The 23,551-nt window shown below is 65.1% G+C and carries 19 protein-coding genes; 9 read left to right on the plus strand and 10 right to left on the minus strand.

The annotated features are described in order from the left end of the window. Window positions 1-6: 6 nt before the first annotated feature. Window positions 7-519, minus strand: coding sequence for a hypothetical protein (locus tag JI745_RS00380; RefSeq protein WP_236674858.1), 513 nt, complete (start codon window positions 517-519; stop codon window positions 7-9). Window positions 520-802: 283 nt separating this feature from the next. On the opposite strand from JI745_RS00380, the gene JI745_RS00385 reads away from it, so the two are divergent. Further along, the gene (locus JI745_RS00385; protein WP_201802903.1) at window positions 803-1,831 is read left to right on the plus strand and encodes a hypothetical protein; all 1,029 of its coding nucleotides are present in this window, start codon (window positions 803-805) and stop codon (window positions 1,829-1,831) included. Window positions 1,832-1,895: 64 nt separating this feature from the next. Here the strand turns inward: JI745_RS00385 and JI745_RS26680 are convergent, their stop codons facing one another. Further along, complete coding sequence (locus JI745_RS26680; RefSeq protein ID WP_310738429.1) at window positions 1,896-2,162, minus strand: AlpA family transcriptional regulator; 267 nt, start codon at window positions 2,160-2,162, stop codon at window positions 1,896-1,898. 219 nt (window positions 2,163-2,381) lie between these two features. Beyond that, the gene (locus JI745_RS00395) at window positions 2,382-2,753 is read right to left on the minus strand and encodes a hypothetical protein (protein ID WP_201802904.1); all 372 of its coding nucleotides are present in this window, start codon (window positions 2,751-2,753) and stop codon (window positions 2,382-2,384) included. Between the two features lie 168 nt (window positions 2,754-2,921). Between JI745_RS00395 and JI745_RS00400 the strand changes: the two genes are divergently transcribed. The 4 genes from JI745_RS00400 to JI745_RS00415 are packed head-to-tail and all read left to right on the plus strand — an operon-like array spanning window position 2,922 to window position 8,613. Then, window positions 2,922-6,017, plus strand: a complete 3,096-nt coding sequence (locus JI745_RS00400) for a type VI secretion system Vgr family protein (protein WP_201802906.1) — start codon at window positions 2,922-2,924, stop codon at window positions 6,015-6,017. Next, window positions 6,017-7,258 carry a hypothetical protein gene (locus tag JI745_RS00405; protein ID WP_201802908.1) on the plus strand — a complete coding sequence of 414 codons (1,242 nt, stop codon included), beginning with the start codon at window positions 6,017-6,019 and terminating at the stop codon, window positions 7,256-7,258. Before JI745_RS00400 ends, JI745_RS00405 begins: the two co-directional genes overlap by 1 nt. An 18-nt stretch (window positions 7,259-7,276) precedes the next feature. Continuing rightward, window positions 7,277-7,981: an AHH domain-containing protein gene (locus JI745_RS00410; RefSeq protein WP_201802909.1), complete on the plus strand. Its 705-nt coding sequence runs from the start codon at window positions 7,277-7,279 to the stop codon at window positions 7,979-7,981. A 5-nt stretch (window positions 7,982-7,986) separates the two neighbouring features. Beyond that, window positions 7,987-8,613: a hypothetical protein gene (locus JI745_RS00415; RefSeq protein ID WP_201802911.1), complete on the plus strand. Its 627-nt coding sequence runs from the start codon at window positions 7,987-7,989 to the stop codon at window positions 8,611-8,613. A 145-nt stretch (window positions 8,614-8,758) separates the two neighbouring features. On the opposite strand, the gene JI745_RS00420 is transcribed toward JI745_RS00415, so the two are convergent. Further along, window positions 8,759-10,864 (minus strand): ATP-dependent helicase, encoded by a 2,106-nt coding sequence (locus tag JI745_RS00420; protein ID WP_201802913.1) that lies wholly within the window; start codon window positions 10,862-10,864, stop codon window positions 8,759-8,761. A 57-nt stretch (window positions 10,865-10,921) separates the two neighbouring features. On the opposite strand from JI745_RS00420, the gene JI745_RS00425 reads away from it, so the two are divergent. After that, window positions 10,922-11,875, plus strand: coding sequence for a DUF72 domain-containing protein (locus JI745_RS00425; protein ID WP_201802915.1), 954 nt, complete (start codon window positions 10,922-10,924; stop codon window positions 11,873-11,875). Between the two features lie 56 nt (window positions 11,876-11,931). Further along, entirely contained in the window at window positions 11,932-13,863 is a 1,932-nt protein-coding gene (locus tag JI745_RS00430) for a PAS domain S-box protein (protein ID WP_201802916.1), read from the plus strand. A gap of 153 nt (window positions 13,864-14,016) precedes the next feature. Here the strand turns inward: JI745_RS00430 and JI745_RS00435 are convergent, their stop codons facing one another. From JI745_RS00435 to JI745_RS00445, 3 genes are all read right to left on the minus strand, one after another. Further along, window positions 14,017-14,694 (minus strand): nitroreductase, encoded by a 678-nt coding sequence (locus JI745_RS00435; RefSeq protein WP_201802918.1) that lies wholly within the window; start codon window positions 14,692-14,694, stop codon window positions 14,017-14,019. A 220-nt stretch (window positions 14,695-14,914) separates the two neighbouring features. Beyond that, window positions 14,915-16,075: a DUF3616 domain-containing protein gene (locus tag JI745_RS00440; RefSeq protein ID WP_201802920.1), complete on the minus strand. Its 1,161-nt coding sequence runs from the start codon at window positions 16,073-16,075 to the stop codon at window positions 14,915-14,917. An 85-nt stretch (window positions 16,076-16,160) separates the two neighbouring features. Then, a complete protein-coding gene (locus JI745_RS00445) occupies window positions 16,161-17,168 on the minus strand; it encodes a patatin-like phospholipase family protein (RefSeq protein WP_201802922.1) in 1,008 nt (335 codons plus the stop codon). A gap of 131 nt (window positions 17,169-17,299) precedes the next feature. Here JI745_RS00445 and JI745_RS00450 point away from each other — a divergent pair, with 131 nt between their 5' ends. Continuing rightward, window positions 17,300-19,378, plus strand: coding sequence for an ATP-binding protein (locus JI745_RS00450; protein ID WP_201802923.1), 2,079 nt, complete (start codon window positions 17,300-17,302; stop codon window positions 19,376-19,378). Between the two features lie 272 nt (window positions 19,379-19,650). Here the strand turns inward: JI745_RS00450 and ligD are convergent, their stop codons facing one another. Together ligD and JI745_RS00460 are read right to left on the minus strand one after the other, a co-directional pair. Beyond that, a complete protein-coding gene (ligD, locus tag JI745_RS00455) occupies window positions 19,651-22,221 on the minus strand; it encodes a DNA ligase D (protein WP_201802925.1) in 2,571 nt (856 codons plus the stop codon). A 5-nt stretch (window positions 22,222-22,226) separates the two neighbouring features. Next, window positions 22,227-22,457, minus strand: a complete 231-nt coding sequence (locus tag JI745_RS00460) for a hypothetical protein (RefSeq protein WP_201802927.1) — start codon at window positions 22,455-22,457, stop codon at window positions 22,227-22,229. A gap of 34 nt (window positions 22,458-22,491) precedes the next feature. On the opposite strand from JI745_RS00460, the gene JI745_RS26210 reads away from it, so the two are divergent. After that, a complete protein-coding gene (locus JI745_RS26210) occupies window positions 22,492-22,812 on the plus strand; it encodes a DUF3606 domain-containing protein (protein WP_236674859.1) in 321 nt (106 codons plus the stop codon). A 495-nt stretch (window positions 22,813-23,307) separates the two neighbouring features. Here JI745_RS26210 and JI745_RS00470 read toward each other — a convergent pair whose 3' ends face one another. Further along, window positions 23,308-23,535, minus strand: coding sequence for a hypothetical protein (locus JI745_RS00470; protein WP_201802928.1), 228 nt, complete (start codon window positions 23,533-23,535; stop codon window positions 23,308-23,310). Between the last annotated feature and the right edge of the window lie 16 nt (window positions 23,536-23,551).

A 23,551-nucleotide genomic window follows, 5' to 3' on the forward strand; every position in this document is an offset into this window, starting at 1 on the left:
CTGCTTTCACCAGTACCACACGAGCGAGCCGTCCTCGGGCGTCAGGCGCCATTTCTCCATCGCCCTGTCCAGCGCCAGGGAGGTCACGGAGAGTTCGACCGGCGCGAGCGGAGGAGGGCCGAGCCCAGCACCTTCAGTGCGTTGTCCGCTCCACACCCGGTGTGCCCAGGACACCTTGTGCTCCACCGCCATCTCGACTTCGCCCACCTGCCGGAGTTGCTTCAGCCCGCTTCGCGCGTGACGCGTAGGCCACATCGGTTCGAACCCGGCGAACGTGGCACCCCGGTTGACCGCTCCCCAGAAGCCGCGTTCCAGACCGAGCGCGGCCTCCACTGCGGCGTGCACCAGATCATGCGGAAGTGTCGGGCCCGTCTCCCGTGCTCGCATGCGGAGGTCCGGCCCCGATGCACGATGCGTCTCTTCGATGCTGTGCATCGCGCGTGCGTGCTTGGTGAAGCGGATCTCCATCGCAGTCCTGTCTTGCGCGTGGCGGGTTCTTGGCGTCACGGTGGCAATCATGTCGCCGGGGCGAAGGCTGCCATGCGCTGGAACTTCTCGGAGGTCGTGTTCCACGGCGGAGGCAGATGAGTGGGCGAAACCTGCTCCAACGCATCCGCCATATCGCGCCAGCATAACTGCTCACCGACGTCGGTCGGATAAGACGGGCACCCATGCGAGTGGGAGGGACTCGTGCTGTCGCTGGTTCGCCCTGAATTTCTGAAGCTTTGCCGAGCGAGTTCGCACGACGGTATGGAGATTGATGCAGCGCTGAGTGAAACGGCGGCCGGATCGTCATTGCTGCATGACGAAGTCAAGATCAGGAGATCAAGGGCACGACCGTTCATCGACGACTTGGGCCTTGACGTGGCAGGCCGCCGTGGGGCGCAGCTTCTTTGCCGACCCCTCGCTGGCAGCACGCATACGCGAGCGACTGCTCGGAGCGCACGAGCGAGAGGGAAGGGAGCTGGTGGATTACCTGCTTCTGCCCGGTGAACTCCACGCCATCTCGACGATCGCTTCCGGCGACTCCGTGGGCAGCGTCGCACGTGCGGTGGGCAATGTGGTGTCGCGCTGGGTCCGTGAGGCGCAGCCCCTGCGAAGTCCTGTGATGGCCGGTCGGTATTCCGCGCGGTGCATCGAGACGGTGGAGGCGCTGAAGCATGAGGTCAGGGCACTCGCCTGGCGTCCGGTGGAGCTCGGCCTGAGTGCGACGCCAACGCACTATCCGCACGGAGCCTTCCGCATCCTGCTCGGCCTCACGCCGGCCCGCGGCTTCGACGCCCGACCGGTGCTGAAGTTGTTCGGCGACTCGGTGCAGGGTGCGCGCGCATCCCTTCGCCGTTGGGTTGCTGAACGTCCGTCCGAACAGGCATGGCGGGAGTGGGAGCTCGGGCGAGGCCTGCAACTGGCCACCGGCGCCCTGGGTCCACGCCCGAGCGGTGCCAAGGCCGTCACCGGAGCGGCAGCGGCACTGATTGCCGCAGGTGGCTCGTCGCAGGTCGAAGGCGCCTTGCGGTTGCTGGAGGTTTGGGTCGCTGCAAAAATGCAGCTGGGACGTGGGACGCCGCTGCGCGAGCTGTCATCTTCCGAGGGGGCGCGTGGACGGGCGCTCGTCGGCTTGCTGGCGTTGCGGCACCGCGTCTGTTCGGCGTCGTCGGTCGCGCGCCACTTCGGCCGGGCCAAGGCCACGCTCAGTGAGCAGATGGCGGCGTGCCGGCGGCGATCGGTCGACCGTCAGATTCTGGAGACGCCGCTGCGTCGGATCCTGGACGAAGCGACCGCGCTGGTCGCGCGAGACTCGACCACTCGCGGCGGCGGCCGAGGCGACTGACCCCGAGGGCCGAGGCCCCCGTGCTCGATGGCGGCTGACGACCCGCCTTGACGCGTTCGTACCCTCACTTGGCGGCGTTGCGGCGAGAACGCGCCCAGTCGTCGATGTCGTGCTCGTACCAGCCGACGGCACGTGTGGACAGCACGACCTGCTGCGGGAAGCGCTTTTTCTTGATGAGCAGATAGATGGTGGACTTGCCCAGGCCCGTCCTCGTCTTGACCGCCGGCAGTCGCAGGATGTTGCTGTGGGGGACGGGCCGCGGTGGGCCGTCGGACCGGGCAATTGCAACGCCATCGCCTTCGCGGCGCGAACCGAGACCGTGGTGTTTCACGAAAGGCCTCCAATGGATGAGAAGGAGAGCCCATTGAAGCAGTCCTCTGGTGTCACGGGCTGCTGAATTCCAGGCGAATTAAGACTCGGACTTGCAGAGGCTGAGTCGGAACATGAGCGGTGTCGCTGTCCTGAAAGGCTAAGCGCAACGGCCTTCAATCGGAGGTTCTCCCGGCCTCTGATTCGTTGACGGCTCGCTCCGCGAGTCACTGGCCTCGATTCAGTTCGGGACGCGCACGCGACTCAGCCACTTTTCGATGGCGGCGACCGTCTTAGGGCCCAAGCCCGGCGTGCCGCTGTTGAGGGATCCTTCGGCCAGCGCGCTTGCCACTCCATGCTGACTGCTAAATCCGAGCGCCAGCAACGCTCTGGCGGTTCGATGCGGCAGCCCGTTGAGCCAGTCAGAGTTGCCAGTGTCGATGCGTGGATCATGTGATCGGGCCAGCAGCGTTCCGGCGACGTGCATGGAACAGCGCAGCTCGATGGCCACCTCGCGAACCGTCATCCCGCTCGCCCGAAGTGCCTCGGCTCTCTTCTGCCGCTCGAGGATCTCCGACGAGTTCGAAGACAGGTGCGGAGTCTGCTGTGCCATCTGCTGCAAAGTGCCTGGTCAGGATCGCGGGCGATGCTAATCGAACGCGAAACCCCCTCGCAACCGCACCCCCTTAGGTGGGGATCGGTGTAAGCGCCTGTTGCAACCGCTTGCCGCGCGGGCAACTGCCTCCAAAATCGCGCCCCTAGCAAGGGACGTATAAAAAGCATGATGGACCGACTCAGCGACGCCATGAGCGGCGCCGCAGGACGCATGCTCAGTGGCTTCGACAGCGCACTGAGCGCACTGCTCGCAAGCTGGACCAGCGCACAACGCCTCTACAACCTCGAAGGTGCGGCCCCGGTCAGTGACCTGATGGTCGAGCGCTTCAGCGTGGTCGACACCATCAGCGAGCCCTTCCAGCTGCAGCTGCACACCCTGTGCGTGCACAACCGCACTCCGCTGCAAGCGCTGCTCGGCCAGCGCATCACCCTGCTGAGCACCCTGGCCGATGGCAGCCGCCACCGCCGCAGCGGCCTCGTCTTCGAGGCCCGTGATGCGGGCGCCGACGGTGGCCTCGTGCGCCACCAGTTGCTGATCCAGCCGTGGCTCGCCCTGCTCGGCCACACGCGCAACAGCCGCGTGTGGCAAGACAAGACCATCGTCCAGATCCTCGACGACGTGCTCGGCGCCGACGCCTACAAGGCCCACGCCGCCTGGCAATGGGGCGAGACCGATGCCGAGGGCAACACCGAAGACCTCGCCGCCTTCGTCGCCCAAGGCCTCAATGGCGGCGTGCGCGCCTACTGCGTGCAATACCGCGAGAGCGACCTCGCCTTCCTGCAGCGCCTGCTGGCCGAAGAAGGCCTCGGCTGGCGCGTGGAAGAAGCCGACGACGCACCAAGCGGCCACCGCATCGTCTTCTTCGCCGACAGCGCCCGCTGGCCCGAGAACACCACCTCGCGCAGCGCGCTCGGTGGTGCCGGCATCCGATTCCACCGCGGCTCGGCCGCCGAAGAGCAAGACGCCATCCAGAGCTTCGGCGGGTGGCGCCAGCTCACGCCGGCCGCGAGTGCCGTGCTGCAGTGGGACTACCAGGCCAAGCGCGCGATCGCCGCCGAGTCCCCCACTGCCTACGACTACACCAGCGAGTCGATGCGCGACATGGCGCCGTGGCTGCAGCAGTACGAGCCCATCGGCGCCACCGCCGACACCGGCACCTGCAGCAGCGCCGAGCTGCAGCACCGCGCCACCTGCCGCCAGCAGGCCCACGAAGCACGCCACAAGACCTGGCTCGGCCGCAGCACCGTGCGCAGCCTGCGCGCCGGCGAGCACTTCGGCCTCACGCAGAGCACGCTGGATGCGCTCTCGGAGCTGCAAAGCGCCGCCGATCGCGAGTTCTGTGTGCGCAGCGTGCATGCCCTGGGCGTCAACAACCTGCCCAAGGAGCTGAGCAAGCGCCTGATGCAGCAGCCGGCATCCGACCCCTTCGCCGAACTCGATGGCGAGCCTGCCAGCACGCTGTCAGAGAGCCTGGAGCACGACCCGGCCCTGAGCCGCAAGGCCGCCGAGCTCGGCTACGCCAACCGCTTCGAAGCCCTGCGCCGCCTCATCCCCTGGCGGCCGCTGCCGCCCACCACCCGCACTGCCCTCGGGGCCCAGACCGCGATCGTCGTCGGCCCCGGCGGCGCCACCAGCCCGAACGGTGCCGACGAGCTCTACACCGATGCGCTCGGCCGCATCCGGGTGCAGTTCCATTGGCAATCGGCCCCAGGCGCCGATGCCCGGCCCGACAACCGCAGCAGCTGCTGGGTGCGCGTCGCGCAGCGCTGGGCGGGTGCCGGGATGGGCTGGCAGCACATCCCGCGCATCGGCCAGGAAGTGCTGCTCGACTTCATCGAGGGCGACATCGAGCGCCCCATCGTGCTCGGAAGCCTCTACAACGGCCGCGGCGAAGCCGGCCTGCCGCCGACGCCCGGTGGTGCGGCGGCTGAAGCCGACACCAGCGCCTACAAGTCCAGCCACAACCACGGCCCGAGCGCCCAGGGCAACCTCGTCGGCGGGGGCTCAGGCGGCCATAGCCCGGCCTGGCACGGCGGCGCCCCCGGCCCGGCCGGCAAGGACGCGGCCGCGCAGAACAACACCGCTGCGCTCAGCGGCTTCAAGAGCAAGGAGTTCGGCGGAGAGGGCTTCAACCAGCTGGTCTTCGACGACACCCCCGGCGAGCTGCGGGTGCAGCTCGCCACCACGCAGCACGCCACCCAGCTCAACCTCGGCCACCTGATCCACCAGGCCGACAACCACCGCGGCCACTACCGCGGCCGAGGCTTCGAACTGAGGACCGACGCGTATGGCGCCGTGCGCGCCACCAACGGCTTGCTGATCACGACATTCGGCACCCGCGAGGCCGACCCCGCCGGCGACAACGCCCCCGGCATGGCGCTCCTGAAGCAAGCCGCAACGCTGGCCGACACGTTCAGCAAGGCAGCGAAGACTCATCAGACCACTGCGCTGGCGAGCGCCATTGGCGCGATGCGGGCGAATCAAAGCAGCTTGGCAGACCAGCTCGCACCGATGAAGGCCTTGCACCAGTCGGTGAGTGGCATGGTGAGCGCTGCGTCGCTGGAGCAGGCCATCACCGATGCCAGCAACAAGGCGACGCAGGCCAGCGACGGCAAACTGCCGCACACCACCGACCCGATCGTCGCGATCACGGCAAAGGCCGGGCTTGCGACCGTAGCTGGCCAAGACATTCAGGTGGCCAGTGGAGAAGTGATCAGCTGGCAGGCGGGACAGGACATTCATCTCGGCAGTGGCCAGCAGATGCGTGTACACACCGGCCAGAGCATCGGCATCCTCGCCGGCGCGGTGCAGGCAGGCCAGGGCGCCAAAGGCACCGGCCTGACCCTGATCGCCGGAAAGGGCCCTGTGCAGATGCAGGCGCAGGCCGATCAAGCCGAAGTCGCCGCCAAGAATCTCGTCAACATCCAGACCGCCAATGCCCACATCGATTGGGCGGCGGCGAAGAAGATCACCCTGACCACGTCAGGTGGCGCGCAGATTGTTCTCAGTGGTGAGGGGATCACTGTGCAGTGTCCCGGGAAGATCACCGTCAAGGCAGCGAGCAAGAGCTTCGTTGGAGGAGCGAAAGAAGACTACGTGCTGCCAGTGATGCCCAAGGATGACATCTCGTGGGTCAACCTCGAAGGCCGCTACGAAGATGCCTGGAACACCGCTTGGCCGCTCGATGGCCTGAAGGTCGACATCAATGGCAGCACGGTGGCCAAGTCAGTCACCGTCGACATGACGCAGGAGATTGCCTGATGGCTGAGCCTCAGTTCGGGCGCCAGGTGCTGGCGCCAGATGATGGATCGGTGCTGGTCACGGCACAGCCGACCGTCAGTGAAAAAGAAATCCACGACGATCGTCAACTGATCAAGCAGCGTCTCGACGCCGCTTACTTGAACCTCACTGATCGCATGGCTCCGTTCCAGAAGGAATGGGATGCAGGGCCGCTCACCGCCTTGATCACCAGCGTGCGCGCCGGTGCCGCGGCCGGTGCGTCTGAGTGGGGCGATGACTTCGCCGAGATGTTCAGCAAGGAGATGTGGACCAACCTCGGCGTGAAGATCAAGGACCTGGCCGGCAGCGCTCTTGATGCGGCGGGCAACTACAGCAAGGGCGTCTACAACGACATCGCAGCCAGCACCGAAGCGGCCGCAAGGCGTGCCGGCAAGGTACTGGAGAACCCCGACAAGACCATCTACAACTGGGGCTGGTGGCAGCGCAACGTCGAAGAAGCGGCCGACGAGGCCCAGAAGGCACTCACGCAGAAGGTCGACGGTTATGTGCAGTCTGCTCAGGCCACGGCGCACACGCTCTCCGAGGCGGCCAAGAAGGCGCAAAAGGCGTACAAGCACCGTGAGGCCATCCTTGGCCTGCCTGAGCTCCTGGTGAAGGGAGATCCCAAGCCCGTGCAGGCGTTTGTCGACACGGTGCTGATGGACATCGACCCACAGCTCGCCAAGGAGATCAAGAATGATCCGAACTTCTACATGGTGCTGGAGCTGATCGCGGATCACGACAGCATCCTTGCCTACCTCGCCTACGTCGGTCTGATGATCGAGGCGATCCCGCCGAACTTCTTGGGCTATGCCGCCGCGAAAGGTGGTGTCTACCTGCTCATCGAGCTGGTGCTGCTACTCGTGACAGCGATTCTGTCCGCAGGGGCAGCAGCTGCGGCACGCGTGGCGTCGTTGGTCGCACGCCTGGCTGCCAGCAGCGCAAAACTGGCCAACGCCGCCAAAAAGATCGAGCGCGCAAAGGAAGCTATTGACGCTCTGATTCGCGCCGTCGAGAACTTCTACCAGGCCGCAACCGACCTGCGAGCCCTGGGCGACAAGCTTCGGAGGGCCCGCCAACGCGGAGTCGTCTTGCGGGGGAACACGAAGACAACGGTCGCGGCGCGGAAGCAAGCCATCAAACGCGATCGGCAATGCCAAATCTGCGGAAGCGCACAACACACGACACCCCGCCATGAACTCGGAAACGTTGTCTACAGGTAGCACAGGGAGGAACGGTTCATGATCGGAAGCGTTGTCAAGGGAACCACCTATCTCAAGGACCTCAAGCTTGAGATCCTCAAGGTCCCGAGCCATCCTCGGCACCATGGCGTCAAGATGCAGGCGCACCATCTGGTGTCACAGGAAGGGGTTCGGATCTCCGGCCTGGGCGCCAAGCTTGTCTCCATGGGCTACAACATCGACCATGTGAAAAACCTCGCCTTCTTGCCGTGCACGTTGCAGGGTGCTTGCCACCTGGGAATACAGCCGCATCGAGGTGACCACACGGCCAAGAGCGATCGACCCACATTGAAGGTATTCAATCTCAGTGAGGACGATTACGACGATGACGATGACCACCCCGAGAGCTATCACGTCCACGTCGCCAAGCTGCTTGCCGCGACGGTTCGCCGGCTGAAGCGAGAGTGCGACGGTGACCCGGACATGAGCAGCAAGTTTCGGAAGGGGATCAACGGCTTGAGCAAGAGCATTCTCGAGACGCTCAGCGATGAACCGTCCGAGCTTCGCTTGACCAGCATCGCCGAGTACTTCAAGCGCGGAGTGAAGATCGGATGCTCAGGTGCCGACAGCGTGGGTGACCACAAGCATTCAACGGCGTGCCAAGTCGGAAGAAACCATCTGAAGGGCCGCCGAGCAACGGGTCAGAAAGACGAAGGCATCAAGTATCAAAGCAGCGAACACTACGTACCCAAACCCAGCCAGTAACGCTCATGCTTGACGACGAATACTATGTGGTGACGCGTCCGCGTCAGGATGATCAGCGGCACGATCTCCTTCCCACACTCGGCCCCGACGAAGACACCGCGGATCTCGAGTACCGTGACGAGGCATTGCCGCTAGGACACAAGCCGCTGATCTTTATCAACGCGTTGAAAGAGTCGCGGCAAAGAAAGGGCATGACAACAGTCAAGTCACCACCCTCTGTACTCTTCGACGGAGACAACCCGCTGGTCCGTGGCACTGTGCGGGAAAAGCTGTTGGCTCTGGACATTCAAGACCTTGTGCTTCAGCCAGCCATCTTCATTGACGACTGGGACACTTGGCATGAGGACTACTGGTTCCTCACCTTTCTTGAGACGCATCGCTATTGGGATGTGAACAAGTCACGGCTCGGCCGCGGGGTTCCTGTCGGCAGCGACACGCTGCAGACCGTCTATGACTTCGCTCTCGACGAAAAACGTCTAAGCGAAATTCCTTTGAAGGATCGCCTGCTGTTCCAGATGGACAGCTTGCCTAGCGTTGTGGTTGCACATCGCTCGGTTGCGGGATTCTTCAGAGGTGATGGCAACAACGGTGCGTTGGTCATCCCGATCCGGGACTATCCCAATCGGCCTTGATGAGGCGCAGTCCTGGCCGTCGACGGTTCCTGCAATGCGTGTCTGCGAAGACGGAGCGAGTGTCGTGCCGTCGGGCGACGAGCCAAATCGGGTTTGAGCGAAGGTCTGCCGATGATGGGGGCTTGGTCGTCTGGAATCTGCCCGCCTAGTCCCACATCGCTCTCAGCTTGGCGCCCACATCGATCGGGGATGCTGCAACTGGAATGCGAGGGTCGCCGCGAACCGACACTGGCGTGACTTGCTCGAAAAGTCGGGCTACCTTGCCGGGTATGAACCGCGTCAGTGTCGCGTTGATGTAGCTGTCACCGCCTCGGCGCTGTTGCCGCACGTAGAAGCGCTGCGGCGTGATCAAGGCCAAATGGTGCTTGGCACGCGTCATGGCCACGTACATCAGGCGCCGCTCCTCTTCGATGTCTTCCTCGCGGCCGGTGGCCATGTCCGAAGGCATGCAGCCATCGACGACGTTGAGCACGTAGACCGCGTTCCACTCCTGCCCCTTGGCTGAATGGATGGTGGAGAGGATCAGGTAGTCCTCGTCGAGGTGCGGAGCGCCAGACTCATCGCTGCTGGCTTCTGGCGGGTCCAGCGTCAGCTCGGTGAGGAAGCGCTCCCGGCTGCCGTAACCCTGCGCGATGCGCGCCATCTGCTCCAGGTCGGCCAGGCGCACTTCCGCGTCATCGTGGAGGCGTTCCAGGTGCGGCTGGTACCACTCGATCGCGCGTTCGAGATCGGCCGGCCATTCGCTTTCCCTGCTCAGGCTGGCGACCAATGCGGCGAGCTTGGACCAGTCCTCCGCGGCAGCCTTTGGTGGCGTGAAGCCTTCAATGGCCGTCAGCGGATCGGCCTGGCGCTCCATCTCGTCCAGGAGCTTGCCTGCACTGACCGGTCCGAAGCCGGGCAGCAACTGCGAGACGCGGAACCCGGCGAGGCGGCCGCGGGGGTTCTGAGCCCACCGCAGGATGCTCAGCACGTCCTTGATGTGCGTGCTCTCGAGGAACTTGAGCCCACCGAACTTGCGGAACGGGATGTTGCGGCGGGTCAGCTCGAGCTCGAGGGGAGCGCTGTGGCTCGAGGTCCTGAACAGGACGGCCTGTTTGATCAGGCGGATGCCTTCTTCGCGTTTTCGCAGTACCTGATCTGCGACCCACTGTGCCTGGCTCGCCTCGTCGGGCATCGCCGTGATGCGTGGCAGCTCGCTGGAGGGCTGGTTCGACCAGAGGTCCTTGGTGTGGCGCTTCTTCGCCAGGCCGATGACGGCATTGGAGGCCGCCAGGATCGGCTGCGTGGAGCGGTAGTTCTGCTCCAGCGCCACGATGCGTGCCGGTGGGTTAAACTGGTCCGGGAAGTCGAGGATGTTGCCGACGTCGGCGGCGCGGAACGAGTAGATGGCCTGTGCGTCATCCCCTACCACCGTGAGGTTCTCGCCCTGTGGCTTCAGCCCCAGCACGATGGAGCCTTGCAGGCGGTTCGTGTCCTGGTACTCGTCGATCAGCACGTGGTCGAAGCGTTTCCGCACGTCTTCCGCGATACCCGCATCCGCCATCATGTGTGACCAGTAGAGGAGCAGGTCGTCGTAGTCGAGCACCTGCTGCTGGTGCTTGGCCTGCGCATAGGCCTTGAACAACTTCTTCAGTCCATCGTGAGCGGCGAAGCACCACGGGTAGTGGGTCTGGAGCACCTGATCCAGGCGCGACTGGCTGTTCACAACCCGCGAGTAGATCGCGAGGCAGCTTCCCTTGAGGGGGAATCGCTCGACGGTCTCGGCCAGACCGAGCTCCTGCCGCACCATGCCCATCAGGTCTTCGGCATCCGAGCGGTCGAGGATCGTGAAGTTGGGCGCGAGGCCGATCCGGTCGGCGTAGTCGCGCAGCAGGCGCGCCCCGACGCTGTGGAAGGTGCCGCACCACGGGAAATGCGGCGGGGCCTGGGTCGTCGCATACCCGAGGAGCCGATGCAGCATCCGACCGACGCGCTGCTCCATCTCTCCGGCGGCGCGGCGGGCGAAGGTGAGCAAGAGGATGCGGTGCGGGTCCGCGCCGGTCTGCACAAGCCGCGCGACCCGGCTGGCCAGCGTCTTGGTCTTGCCTGTCCCTGCGCCGGCAATGACCAGCAGCGGACCGCGCGGCGCGTCCTCAAGCAATCCGTGTTCGACAGCAGCACGTTGCTGGTCGTTGAGGTCCGCGAACACGTCTTTCGCCGTACCAGGTTTGGCTGACGGCGATGGTTCGGGGAATGCGTTGGGCTCGCCCATGGCTGGATCTCGGGCCGGATCATATACTGTATGAATCTACAGCTAATGGCGTTTCCTATGAGCATCCGGATCGGTACTGCCTCCTGGTCGCACCCTGCGCTCATCGACACCGGGCGCTTCTATCCGTCGGAGCACATGAGCGCCGAAGAGCGGCTGCGCTTCTATGCCATGCAGTTCCCGCTGGTCGAAGTCGACTCGAGCTTCTATGCGATGACGCCACCTTCCATGGCGCATCAATGGGCGCAGAGGACACCCAACGACTTCGTCATGAACGTGAAGGCGTTCAGGCTCTTCACTGGCCACCAGACCTCGCCCCAGGCGCTTCCGGCGGATGTGCGCGACGCGCTCCCCGTCGCCCTGCGCGACAAGTCCATCCTGTACTACCGCGATGTGCCGCCGGAGCTGCGCGACGTGCTGTGGGCGCGCTTCGTCGACGGCATCGCGCCGCTTCGGCACGCAGGCAGGCTTGGCCTGGTGCATTTCCAGTTTGCGCCCTGGGTCGTCCGCAACCGGGCCGGCCGGGCGCATGTTGCGCATTGCGTCGAGCGCATGCCGGGTCACACGGTCAGCGTGGAGTTCCGCAACTTCAGCTGGTTCGATGGCGTGAACGCACGGGACACGATGGCCTTGCAGCGCGCGCTCGGGGTGGTGCACACGATCGTCGACGAGCCGCAGGGGTTTGCGAACTGCGTTCCGTCCATCTGGGAGGTCACCCATGGCACGCATGCGCTGGTGCGCATGCACGGTCGCAATGAACACACCTGGAACCACCACGGCGCGAGCTCGTCAGGACGGTTCAACTACCGGTACGACGATGCAGAGCTCGAAGGTCTTGCTGCGCAGATCGCAAAGCTCGACGCTCCTTCTCTCAACCTTCACGTGGTCATGAACAACAACGCGGAAGACTTTGCACAGGCGAACGGGCGACAGCTGTTCGAGACGCTGCAGGCCTATGGCGCCGACGTGGTGCTGCCGTCTTCCATCCCCTCCGCACAACGTCACGCCGCCTAGGTCAGGGCACGGGCCTCGCCTGCCAGACGGGCGGGCGGGCGCACAATCGGCGGGTGATGACACCCCAGCAACGAACCTCCGCGGACCTCGAGACAGAACACCGCTTCCAGACGCTGTTCGAGCAGGCACCCTTCAGCGTGCAGCTGCTCTCGCTCGATGGACGCACCTTGCGCGTCAACCAGGCATGGAAGGATCTGTGGGCGAGCCAGGAAGGCGATCCGCTCCTGGAGTTCGTGCTCTCCGACTACAACATGCTCACCGACCCCCAGCTCGAGGCCAAGGGCGTCACGCCGCTGCTGAGGCGGGCGTTTGCTGGTGAGGCAGTGCGGTTGCCAACGATCCTGTATGACCCGAAAGCGCTCGGCAAGCCGGGCGCCTCGCGGTGGGTGGAGGCCACAGCGCGTCCCATCAAAAATGACGAGGGTCGCGTGCTGGAGGTGATGCTCATCCACGAGGACGTGACGGGTCGCGTTCTCGCCGACCAGGAACTCCGGGCCAGCGAAGAACATTTCAGGACCATTGCCGATGCCATCCCGCAAATGGTCTGGTCGACGCGCCCGGATGGTTACCACGACTACTACAACCGGCAGTGGTACGAATTCACCGGCGTGCCCCGGAATTCGACGGACGGCGAATCCTGGAATGGGATGTTCCACCCCGACGATCAGGATCGGGCCTGGGAAACCTGGCGGCGCAGCCTGTCCACTGGCGAAACCTACGAGATCGAATACCGACTGCGACATCGATCGGGGCAATACCGGTGGGTCCTCGGGCGGGCACTGCCGATTCGCGACGACGGCGGGCAGATCATCCGCTGGATGGGCACCTGCACGGACATCGATGAACAGAAGCGCGTGCGAGACGAGCTCCTGGCGACCAATCGGCGAAAGGACGACTTCCTGGCGATGCTGGCGCACGAGCTGCGCAATCCGCTCGCGCCGATCAGCACCGCGGCCCACCTGCTGAAGACCGCACCGCATGACGCGTCACGGGTCGAGCGCTCGGCCGCCATCATCGACCGCCAGGTGCGGCACATGAGAGCACTGGTGGATGACCTGCTGGACGTCTCGCGCGTCACGCGCGGGTTGGTCGAGCTAGAGAAGCTACCGGTGGAAATGAAGGGCGTGGTGGCGAGCGCCATCGAGCAGGTACGTCCGTTGGTCGACTCGCGCGGCCATCAGCTGACCACGCGCATGGCGTCGGGTGACATCCACATCCTGGGAGACCGCACGCGGCTGGTTCAGGTGGTGGCCAACCTCTTGAACAACGCCGCCAAGTACACGCCATCGAACGGCGCCCTTCGCGTGACGCTGGAGGTGGGCGATCGCCTGACCATCAGCGTCGTCGACTCTGGCATCGGCATCGATGCGCACCTGCTTCCTCATGTGTTCGATCTGTTCGCGCAGGGCGAGCGCACGCCAGACCGCTCGCAGGGCGGCCTGGGGCTCGGGTTGGCGCTGGTCAAGACCCTGGTCGAGCTCCACGGTGGCAGCGTGCGCGCCGAAAGCGCGGGCCCATTGAAGGGGAGCAGCTTCATCGTGTCGCTCCCGCTTCTGGACTCGGACCGCCTGCTTGGAAACGCACCCGCAGCCCGTGCGGAACCTGCGGCTGCCGCGCGGGCCCTGCGGGTGCTGGTCGTTGACGACAACCGGGACGCGGCGGAGACCCTGAGTCTCTTCCTCGAAAGCCTGGGGCACACGGTCATCGTGGAGCAAGATCCCATGCGAGCCATCTCCACGGCTCGGCACGACATCGACGTCTACGTCCTCGACATCGGGCTCCCGGGCCTCGACGGCTACGAACTCGCCGAGCGGATCAGGAAGCAGGCTGGCGGCAGGCCGGCGACCTATGTCGCGCTCACGGGCTACGGAAGCGATGTCGACCGACAGCGTGGTGCGGCGGCGGGATTCGATCATTACTTCGTCAAGCCGGCAGATCTGGCAGAGCTGTCGCAGGTGGTTGCATGCTCTGTGCCGCACGCGTCGTAGTTCGGCAGCGACGGTGTGAGATCTGATCGGCCGTCCTTGGGGCCTGCGGCGCAGGCGTGGAACTCCCGGCCGTTGGCACGAAGGCAGAAGTCTTTGATCTTATGGTGACTCACCGGCCATCCCCCTGCCTCGGCGCAGGAGGGGGCGCGGTCCTCAGTCGTTGAAGCCGACGAAAACTGCAGCGTCGGCGACGCTCTTGCGTTCGGACACCACCGCGTTGGCGGGAAACGTCTCGTCGGGCCACCCGAGCGCAATGCTTTTCATGATCACCTGGTCGTCCGCGATGCCCGCGTGTTCGCGCACCACCGGAGACTGCATGATCCCCTGGCTGTTGATGACACAGCCCAGGCCGCGCGACCAGGCCGCGTTGACGAGCGCCGTGGTCACGGCACCGCAGTCGAAAGGGGTGTCGTCGCTTCCATCGAGCACACCGTCATAGGTGACGATGATGCAGACAGGTGCATCGAACTGGCGGAATCCGCGCATCACCCAGTCCTGGCGCTTTGCCTGATCATCCCGAGCGATGCCCATCGCAGTGAACAGTTGCTTGGCCACACCGACCTGACGCTCGCGATGCTGAGCCGCAAATGGCTGACCGATGCGGAACTCGCGCGACTGCGGCACGCCGGCGGCCATTCGTTCCGTATTGCCCTTGCGGATGCGCTCGAGCGGCTCACCTGTGATGACGTAGAAGTTCCAGGGTTGCGTGTTCATCGACGACGGTGCCCGCATGGCGAGCGTGATGATTTCCTCGATGAGCACGCGCGGCACCGGGTCGGGCTTGTAGCCGCGAATGCTGCGGCGGCCCAGGATGACATTGTCGAACTCCATGCTGTTCACATGACGGGCGATGTTGCGGGAGTGCGATGGTAGGAGCCGCTCTACGCCGGCGCTGTCGCTCGGACGTCACGCCGTGCTTCAGGCCCGTCCGATCGCTTTCCCAGGGTTTGGCGCCGCCGAGTCGGTCGACCCATCCGTTTCCGCCTCGTCCGGACTTGCGAAATGGCCCTGCAGCGCCGATGCAGCGCTCGACGACGATGCCGTGAATCCGTCAGGTGCTGCGCGTCGAGCTCGGGCGACGCGATGACCGCTCGTTGTTCGCGTCGTCGCTGGCATCGAGGCTCTCTCCGCGGCGTAGCAGGTCGCCAAACACCGTGCCCGAGTCAGGACGCCTCCTGGCGCTCGGTGAGTCGTACAGCACGAGCCACCCAGCGCCGCTTGAAAGCAGCCCCTCGGGGAGTTCACAGAAGGCTTCGGCCCTGTCGTGGCCGGGCGAATGTGGCAGCTCGACTTCCTCGGCCAGCTCGTGCTCGAAGCGCATTGGCTGGCCATTCAGGTCGAGCGTCTGGCGCGCCTGCTTCCAGCGGAACAGCCGCACCTCGCCGTCCAGCACCATGGTCGGGCCGGCGAGCAGGAAGAGGTCGTCTCCATCGAAGGTGAGGTCGCGCACGCCGAGGCCGCCCAACTGCAGGAAATGCTTGCGCAGCAGGGTGCCTTCGTCGTCGAGAGGCGCAAGGTGCAGCCACTTGCCGCCTGCCTCGATGGCCACTTCGAGCAGCAGCGTCCACCCACGCAGCACAGGGCCGCGCAGCCCGAGCAGCAGGCGGTTGCCGTTGACCGCGAGACCCTCGATGTCGAAGCCGTTGTCTTTTCCCGGGATGTGGAGGAACGGCGCGAGGTGCGGGTCTTCCGTCAGCAGGTCCACCAGGCCGTTGCGCTTGGCGTCTCCCTTGAGGCGCATGGCACGCCGCCCATCGGCGGCTTCGGCCACGAGGCGTGGCATGCCGGACGCATCCCACTCGATGGGCACCCGCGCCAGCAGTCGACGGTTGCCGTCGAGTTCGACGCAGGCCAGGCGCTTGGCGTTGGCACCGTCCGACCGGGCGGCCTTCGCGTTCTTGCGCTTCAAGCCATGCGAGCCGACGAGCCAGAGCCACCCGTCACAGACGGCCATGCCTTCGAGATCGGCTTCGTCGTCTGCGTCACCCGGCAATTCCAGCAGGGCCGACAGCGGAAACGACCTTGCTCGCACGTAGTGCAGCGCCTCCCCGCTGACCGGGGCTTGGCGCTGCATTAGCTCGACAGCCGCCGCCTCGTCGCCCACCACCCACAGCCATTCGCCGCTGAATGCCGCACCTGAAAGGTTGATGCAGGCCAGGCTGTCCGCATCGAATTCGAGGCGCACACCATGTGGGATGAGGGTTTTTTCCATGGGTTGGTTCTTGTCGTGTCGGGAGGTCGGTGCGGCGTCCACGCCGCCCATGGGCGGCCGCTGGCCAATATTTCAAGACGGTGTGTCAGTCGGCCACCGGCGGCTGCGCGTAAGGGGCAAGGTACCTGCCGACGATATCGACCGTCGAGGCGTTTCCCAGCTTCGCCCCATGGCTCTTCAACCACTGCTCGCATGCCTCGCTGCCGGCCAGTCGGAGCCGCTCGAACAGGACCCGGCTGACCGTTCGCTTGACCGACGGTTCGCTCTGCTCTTGGCTCCCAGTGTCATCGAGACTCACGACATGCAGGCGGACGTCCGCACCTCGCGCGGTGCGATTGACGATGTCGAGGGCGCGCAGCTCACTGATCAGCCCGTTGATGGAAGCGGTCTCGTTGATGCGATTCAAGATGTTCTTGGCCGTCGTTGGCCTCTCTGGCCTATTGAGCGGCGTCAGCTCGACCAGAAGGATGTCGCAATCCGGCTCGCGGTGGTACAGCGGCCAGAGATGCGGGTTTGCCGCATAACTTCCATCCCAATAGGCATCTCCTTCAATCTCGACTGCCTGGAAGACGAGCGGTGCGCAGGACGACGCCAACAGCACGTCGGTGGACAGATGTGGAGCCGAAAACACCCGGGCGCAACCGCTGCGCACGTTCATGGCGTTCACAAACATCGTTCGCTCCGTAGCGCGATTGAGCGCGTCGAAGTCGATCACTTGCTCGACCACGTAGCGAAGCGGCTCCATCCCCAGGAGGTTGGTTTGATACGGGGAGAGCAGGGGCATCGCGTCGTCCCACAGGCCCATGCCCGGCTTGCGCAACGGAAGCAGCAGGAACGTCATCAAAGAGCCCGCCTCTGCGATTTTGGTCCACAGGGACTGCAGACTTGCCTTCGCGGCAGTGCGGCTGGTGGCAAGCCCGCTGACCAGCGCAGCGCCATTCAGTGAGCCTGCGCTGCTTCCGCTGACGTGCCCGATGTCGATGTGCGGCTCATCGAGCAGACGATCGAGTACGCCCCAGGTGAAGGCGCCGTGCGCCCCGCCTCCTTGCAGCGCCAGTTGCAATAAAGGCCGATCGGTGTAGGTTTTTGGCATGGTGCCTCTCAATGGCAGGCGGCATGCCATACGTCGCGCGGCACGTGTCGAGTGAGATTGTTCCGACACCGCAGCGGGTGACCTTCCGAGCGTCGTTGAGAGTACCTTCGAGACATCCAGGAGCCTCTCGATTGCCTTTGCTTCCACCCTCGATCTACAAGGCTGTGTTTGATGGCTCGCCGATTGGCGAGTACCTGTTGTCGCCCAGCGACGACCCGGTGATCCTGGCGGTCAACGATGCCTTCCTCAAAGCGTCGGCGCGCACGCGCGAAAGCCTGCTCGGACAACACCTGTTCGTCGCCTTCCCCGGCAACCCTGACGACACCGGCGACACCGGCGTGGCCGCCCTGCGCGCCTCGCTCGCCCACGTGATCGCAACCGGTCAGTCGCAGTCGATGGCGCTGCAGCGCTACCCCGTGCGGGTGACGCAACCAGATGGCACCGAGGTCTTTGAGGAGCGGTATTGGCACGCCGTCAACATTCCGATCTTCGACGGCTCGGGCGAACTGGTGTGCATTGCCCACCGCACCGAAGACGTCACCGAAAGCCAGCGAGTGTCGGAGGCCCTTGCGCGCAGCGCCGATCGACAGGAGTTTCAGCTGCGGCTGGTGGACCGGCTGCGCCACCTCACATCGCCCGACGACATTGCGGCCGCCGCCACCTCCATGCTCGGGGCCAGGCTCAACATCAAGCGGGCGACCTATGTCGAGGTGGACGACGTCGCAGGCACCTTCGTCCAGCGGCACTGGGTCGGCGAGTCCGGTGCCGAGCCCGTCTCGGAGAGGCGTCACCTGGAGGACTTCGGGGCCGAGATCGTCGCTACGCTGCGGCGCGGCGAGCCGCTCGTCATCGTCGACGTCCGCACCGACCCGCGAACGCGCGAGCAGGCGGCTGCCTACGCCAACATTGGTGTGCGCTCGAACCTGGCCATACCGCTCGTGAAGGCAGGCCGGCTCACGCTGGTGTTGAGCCTGCAGCACGACGAGCCTCGGACCTGGCACGACGCCGAGATCGACCTCGCCATCGACGTGGCCGAGCGCACCTGGGCGTCCGCAGAAAACGCGCGCGCGCAGGTCGAGCTGCGCGAGGGTCACCGCCGCAAGGACGAGTTCCTCGCCATGCTCGCCCACGAGTTGCGCAACCCGCTCGCGCCGATCCGCGTTGCTGCAGAACTGCTGGTGCGCGGCCAGCTCGACGAGCATCGCCTGCAGAAGACGAGCGCCATCATCGCGCGGCAGGTGCGCCACATGTCCGGCCTGGTCGACGACCTGCTCGACGTGTCTCGCGTTACCCGCGGCGTTGTCACGCTCGATGAGTCGCCGCAAGACATGAAGACCGTGCTCGCCAACGCCAGCGAGCAGGTGAGGCCGCTCATGGAGGTCAACCGCCACCAGGTGACGCTCGACCTGCCACCCGAAGCCACCTTCGTCTGCGGAGACGGCAAACGGCTCGTCCAGGTGGTCGGCAACCTGCTCATCAACGCCGCGAAGTTCACGCCACCGGGCGGGCACATCCACATCGGGCTCACCATGAAGGGAGACGAGGTGTTGGTGCGTGTCACGGACGACGGCATCGGCATCCCCAAGGACCTGCAGCTGCGCATCTTCGATCTCTTCTCGCAGGCCGAGCGATCACCCGACCGGTCGCAAGGGGGCTTGGGGCTCGGCCTGGCGCTGGTCAAGAGCCTGGTCGAGCAGCACAAGGGCACGGTGTCGGTGTTCAGCGAGGGTGCGGGCACCGGCAGCCGTTTCACCATCTCTCTGCCGCTGCTGAAGTCTCGCAAGCCGTGGCCCATCTCAGAGGCCGGCGCACCTGAGCCCAGCCCCAGCCGCAGCCTCGACGTGTTGGTCGTCGACGACAACGAAGACGCCGCCGAGACGTTGCGGTTGCTGCTCGAAGACGCCGGCCATCGTGTGCGCGTTGAGCACGACCCGCACCGGGCGTTGCATGTGTCGGCCGAGCACCCTCCGGAGGTCGGCTTGATCGACATCGGCCTGCCGTCGATGGACGGCTACGAGGTCGTGCGACGCCTGCGGGCGCGTGCCGATACAGCGCAGGGGCGATACGTCGCCGTCACTGGCTACGGCCAGGAGTCAGACCGAAGGCGCGCGCTCGATTCAGGCTTCGATGAGCACATCGTGAAACCGGCTGACCCGCAAACCCTGCTCTCGCTGCTGGCCCGACTTGCAGGGCAGGGCGGGCGGCGATGACCTTGGAGGACATCGCCGGCCACCGCGGTAGCACGGGTGGCGAGGCTGAATGTCAGCTGGTCGCCTTCCCAGCGTTTCCTGGACGTGCGCTTGCCTTGAGGAAGCTCGCCGACGAGTTTCGCCAAACGAGGCCTGTTGAGCAGAGGCTCGCGCCCCCGTGTGCCGTTCCAAGAAATGAACTGGCCGCTACAGCAGCTCGCTTCAAAAGATCAGAGGAGGCCGAGTCGGCTTCAATTGGAATCGGCACTGCGTCCATGCAGGCGTGAATTGCATCAGCCCGAGGTCAGCAGCCGCAAAGCCTGGGTGATGGTCTGGCGTTTCTTGAAGTAGGCCTTCCAGGGGTCTTCCTGGCGGAACGACAGGTAGTCGCGAAGTGTCGCGATGGTCCAGTGGGCACCGCTCTTGAGCTCGTTCAACTGCTCCCAGGCTACCGGCACGGACACCCCGAGGCCTGGCCTCGACCGCGCTGAATACGCGGCCGCCGTGGTCTGGCCGTGCCCGTTGCGCAGGTAGTCCACGAAGATCTTGCCGACCCGGTTGGCGGGCCCGCTCTTGGCGACGAAACGGTCCGGGATCACGCGCGCCAGGTGCTGCACCATCAGATGGGAGAAGCGTTTGACGGTCTCGTAGTCGTGCTTCTGGCCGAGCGGCACGACGACGTGCAGTCCCTTGCCGCCGCTGGTCTTGAGCCATGCCTCGAGCTTCAACTCTTCGAGCAAGGTGCGCGTGAGCAGTGCCGCCTCCTGCACCCGGTTCCACTTCACGCCCTCGCCGGGGTCGAGGTCGAAGACGACCCGGTCCGGGTAGTCGATGTTCCTTGCCACCGAGTTCCAGGTGTGGAATTCGATCACGTTCATCTGCGCGGCATTGGCCAGTGCCTGCGCGTTGGGCACTTCGAGCAGGGCCGCATGACCTGGCCAGAGGGCAGGGTCCAGCTCCTTCATGCCGGGGATGCTGAGCTTGTCATCGTGCTTCTGGAAGAAGAGCTGGCCGGTGATGCCCTGCGGTCCGCGTACCAGCGACACAGGTCGGCCTTTCAGGTGGGGCAGCATCCACTCGGCAACGCTTTCGTAGTAGCGCACCAGGTCCAGCTTGGTGAGGCCGGTGGTGGGATCGATCACACGTCCCGGGTTCGAGACCTTCACCGAGGACGCCTTGGGCTTCGACTTCGTCGTCGCCGGACCGGGCTGCGCCAGGGTCACGGCGTGCTCCTTCGTGATGGCGGTCCAGGGCTTGTCCTTGCGCACCCCCTGGAAGGTGGCGTGGCGGATCTTTCCATCCGGCGTCCATTCCGAGAACGTCACCTCGACCACCATCTGCGGTTTGACCCAGTGTTCGTCGCCGGGCTTGCGCTTCGACCACCGTCCCGGCGTGATCAACGTTGGGTCGACCGACGGCCTGTCGCTGCGGAGCTGCTCGAGGGCCTTGCGCAGCGCGACCCCGGTGGGGTGGTCCCATCCAGTGCCGACGCTGCCGCCATAGACGAGCCCGCCGCCTTCGTGGTAGCCCAGCAGCAAGGCACCGACTTCGCCGGGCGCACCCGACCGGTCGCTGAAGCCGAGCACGACGAACTCCTGCCGCTCCTTGCATTTGAGCTTGAGCCAGGTCTCGGTGCGGCTGCCCGACGTGTACGGCGCGTCCCGCCGTTTGGCGATGACCCCTTCCAGCTTGAGCGCACACGCCGCCTGCACGACCGCACCCGCGTCGGCGGGGAACTCGTCGCTGTAGCGGACCCGGTCGCTGAGCCTGCCCTCGAGCAGTTGCTTCAGAAGCTGCTTGCGGGCGTAGAGCGGCGCTGCCCGGAGGTCGTAGCCGCCCAGGAAGGGGATGTCGAACAGGAAGTAGCTGATCGATTCAGTTCCGGACGTCGTGAAGGCGTTCTGCAGCGCGTTGAAGTCGGTGCGGCCGTCCTCGTCGATGACGACCGCCTCGCCGTCGAGCCAGCCCGAGTCGATGCCGAGCTGTTCGAGTTCCGCAGCCAAGGGCTTCAGCTTGTGCGTCCAGTCATGGCCGCCGCTGGTGATGAGCTTGACCTTGCCGGCGTCGATGCGCGCCATGATCCGATAGCCGTCGAACTTGATCTCGTAGATCCAGTCACCCGCCGGCGGCGAGCCCTTGATCAATGTCGCCTTCTGTGGGGCGAGTGTGGCGGGGAGCCGGGCCTTGACGGCGCCAGTCAGGGTGGTGGACTGCCCTGTCTGGTGCGACGTCGTCCCATCCTTCGAGCTGCCTTCTCGCGCCTCCACCAACCCCAGCGGCTTGGCGATCACGCTGTCAGGCAGCGCCCTGACGACGTCGTACTCGTCCAGCGGCCGCACCCATTCATCTCTTTTCTTGAAAAGCATCCACGGGTCCTGCTTGTCGTCTGGCTTGCGGATCCTGACCAGCTCCCACAGGCCTGCGAGCTTCTCGCCGTGGAGTCGGAAGACGAGCTTGCCCTTGCGCATGCCGTCGCGCGGGTCACTGACGGGGTCCCAGGTGCCGCGGTCCCAGACGATGACGGTGCCGGCACCGTATTGGCCTGGCGGGATGGTGCCCTCGAAGCCGCCGTAGCTCACGGGATGGTCCTCGACGTGGATCGCCATCCGCTTCTCCTTCGGGTCGTAGCACGGACCTTTCGGGACGGCCCAGCTCAGCAGCACGCCGTCCAGCTCCAGACGGAAGTCGTAGTGCAGGCGACTCGCGGCGTGCTTCTGGATCACGAAACTCAAGTCCTTGCGCGGCGGTGCGGCAAGGCCTGGCGGCTCCTGCGTCTTGGTGAAGTCGCGCTTGGTGCGGTACCGGTGCAGCGCATCCTCGCTCGCCTCAGCGCGCGCCGAAGGACGGGCAGGGCGTGTGGACATGGTGCCTAGGACTGGGCCAGGTTGCCTGGCACGGCCCCGGAGCGTGCGCGGCCGAGTTTGGTGAGCCCATCCCCGGTCCTGCTCACCCAGCCCTCGAGCAGGGCCTTCTCGATCGCTTGCTCGGCATCACCTGGTGCCAGGCCGCGTCTTTCCAGTTCGGTTCGGAATTGTCCGTCGGAGACGAAGTCGCCGGGTAGTTGGGCGAGGGCGCCCTTGATGTGCATCTCAAGTTCCATGTGCTTCTCCTGCTGGAGAACACCAGCAACGTGCATGCCGAAGATGGCCCCGCAGCGCGGCATCGAGACGAAGGCAGCACGCTCCTACGGCAGCTTGCGACTTGCGCTGACGGAAGCCTGCGGCTCCTTGTTCTACCTTGATCGCTCCCTGTATTCGGAGACCACCATGTCGGACAACAAGCAGCAAAGCGGCGGCCAGGACCGCGAACGGATCAACGTCAACCAGGACTACGAGCTTCGCGACTGGGCCGAGAAGTACCAGGTGAGCCCGGACGAGCTGAAGAAGGCGGTGGCCAAGGTCGGCGACCGCGCCAAGGATGTGGAAGCCCACCTGAAGCGTGGGGAGCGTGGCTAAGTGTTCGAACTGCGGCCGCGACTATGCGGCCGTCTCACCACAGTGGGGCTCTCGCTGCGGCGAGTGCCTGGCGAAGGAGATCGAAGCGTTGTTGACGACGCTTCGAGTGGAAGAGCGAAAGCCGCCAAGGCGCGCGGAAGATTCCGCACCTGCGACCGAAAGACGCAAGGCATCCGCAGAATGACCCGACGCCTTGCGACCTGGAACGTCAACGACATCCGCAAGCGGCTCCCACTGCTTCTCGCATGAATGGACGGCGAAGCCCGATGTGGTCACGCCGCAGGAGCTCAGGTGCAACCACGCGGCGTTTGCTGTCGCTGCCCTTGGCTTGGCCTCTGCGTGGCGCGCGAGATTTTGCGAAGTCACGGTGGGACGGTCGACGTTGCCTCTCAAGATGGACGAGTCGTTTTCTCAGTCGTGCTCACCCCGGCCACGGACGAGACACTCCCAGCAGGGGTTCCAGGGTCGCTTCCCTTCAGACTTTGAAGCCACACGTCACTTGTCGACCTCGCTCTCGGGCACGATCTTGCCGGAGCGTACGTACTCTTCGTAAGAGGTCCGAGGGATCGCTGCCGATCCAACAATCCCCTTTTCAGCCTCCCAGCTCAGCGTTGCACTGTCTGGCGCCAGGTCGACCTCCACGCGGCCTTGGGGAATCTCCATAGGGACACCATCGCCAGGCGTATAGGTCACGGTGCCGGCGATTCTTGCGAAATGAGTCATAGCACTCCGATGTCGT

The organism is Piscinibacter sp. HJYY11 (assembly GCF_016735515.1).
Taxonomy (GTDB): domain Bacteria; phylum Pseudomonadota; class Gammaproteobacteria; order Burkholderiales; family Burkholderiaceae_C; genus Rhizobacter.

What these genes read in the sequence shown, in the direction of transcription:
- JI745_RS00380 (WP_236674858.1), bottom strand. Translation starts at nt 519, where the DNA reads ATGATTGCCACCGTGACGCCAAGAACCCGCCACGCGCAAGACAGGACT.
- JI745_RS00385 (WP_201802903.1), top strand. Translation starts at nt 803, where the DNA reads ATGACGAAGTCAAGATCAGGAGATCAAGGGCACGACCGTTCATCGACG.
- JI745_RS00395 (WP_201802904.1), bottom strand. Translation starts at nt 2,753, where the DNA reads ATGGCACAGCAGACTCCGCACCTGTCTTCGAACTCGTCGGAGATCCTC.
- JI745_RS00400 (WP_201802906.1), top strand. Translation starts at nt 2,922, where the DNA reads ATGATGGACCGACTCAGCGACGCCATGAGCGGCGCCGCAGGACGCATG.
- JI745_RS00405 (WP_201802908.1), top strand. Translation starts at nt 6,017, where the DNA reads ATGGCTGAGCCTCAGTTCGGGCGCCAGGTGCTGGCGCCAGATGATGGA.
- JI745_RS00410 (WP_201802909.1), top strand. Translation starts at nt 7,277, where the DNA reads ATGATCGGAAGCGTTGTCAAGGGAACCACCTATCTCAAGGACCTCAAG.
- JI745_RS00415 (WP_201802911.1), top strand. Translation starts at nt 7,987, where the DNA reads ATGCTTGACGACGAATACTATGTGGTGACGCGTCCGCGTCAGGATGAT.
- JI745_RS00420 (WP_201802913.1), bottom strand. Translation starts at nt 10,864, where the DNA reads ATGGGCGAGCCCAACGCATTCCCCGAACCATCGCCGTCAGCCAAACCT.
- JI745_RS00425 (WP_201802915.1), top strand. Translation starts at nt 10,922, where the DNA reads ATGAGCATCCGGATCGGTACTGCCTCCTGGTCGCACCCTGCGCTCATC.
- JI745_RS00430 (WP_201802916.1), top strand. Translation starts at nt 11,932, where the DNA reads ATGACACCCCAGCAACGAACCTCCGCGGACCTCGAGACAGAACACCGC.
- JI745_RS00435 (WP_201802918.1), bottom strand. Translation starts at nt 14,694, where the DNA reads ATGGAGTTCGACAATGTCATCCTGGGCCGCCGCAGCATTCGCGGCTAC.
- JI745_RS00440 (WP_201802920.1), bottom strand. Translation starts at nt 16,075, where the DNA reads ATGGAAAAAACCCTCATCCCACATGGTGTGCGCCTCGAATTCGATGCG.
- JI745_RS00445 (WP_201802922.1), bottom strand. Translation starts at nt 17,168, where the DNA reads ATGCCAAAAACCTACACCGATCGGCCTTTATTGCAACTGGCGCTGCAA.
- ligD (WP_201802925.1), bottom strand. Translation starts at nt 22,221, where the DNA reads ATGTCCACACGCCCTGCCCGTCCTTCGGCGCGCGCTGAGGCGAGCGAG.
- JI745_RS00460 (WP_201802927.1), bottom strand. Translation starts at nt 22,457, where the DNA reads ATGGAACTTGAGATGCACATCAAGGGCGCCCTCGCCCAACTACCCGGC.
- JI745_RS26210 (WP_236674859.1), top strand. Translation starts at nt 22,492, where the DNA reads ATGCCGAAGATGGCCCCGCAGCGCGGCATCGAGACGAAGGCAGCACGC.
- JI745_RS00470 (WP_201802928.1), bottom strand. Translation starts at nt 23,535, where the DNA reads ATGACTCATTTCGCAAGAATCGCCGGCACCGTGACCTATACGCCTGGC.